The sequence below is a fragment of the Morganella sp. HSTU-ASny43 genome (assembly GCF_022819185.1).
Taxonomy (GTDB): Bacteria; Pseudomonadota; Gammaproteobacteria; order Enterobacterales; family Enterobacteriaceae; genus Morganella; species Morganella morganii.
In genome coordinates this window covers 1-245 of the sequence record NZ_WSPG01000114.1, presented here as the reverse complement: position 1 = coordinate 245, position 245 = coordinate 1, and the positions used below count along the sequence as shown (strand labels likewise).

General features: G+C 51.0%; 1 tRNA gene. It reads left to right on the top strand.

The window, feature by feature from the left end:
- Positions 1-168 precede the first annotated feature (168 nt).
- Positions 169-245, top strand: a tRNA-Arg gene (locus GN208_RS18005).

Sequence of the window (245 nt, the reverse complement as noted above, 5' to 3'; positions counted from 1 at the left end):
CACCCGTAGCTCAGCTGGATAGAGTACCCGGCTACGAACCGGGCGGTCAGAGGTTCGAATCCTCTCGGGTGCACCATTTGAACCCCACGATACTGTCATGGGGTTTTTATTTTGGCAAAAGAAAATGCTAAGATAAAAAATCAGTTCTGAAAAGATGTTTTAAGGTACGCACCCGTAGCTCAGCTGGATAGAGTACCCGGCTACGAACCGGGCGGTCAGAGGTTCGAATCCTCTCGGGTGCACCA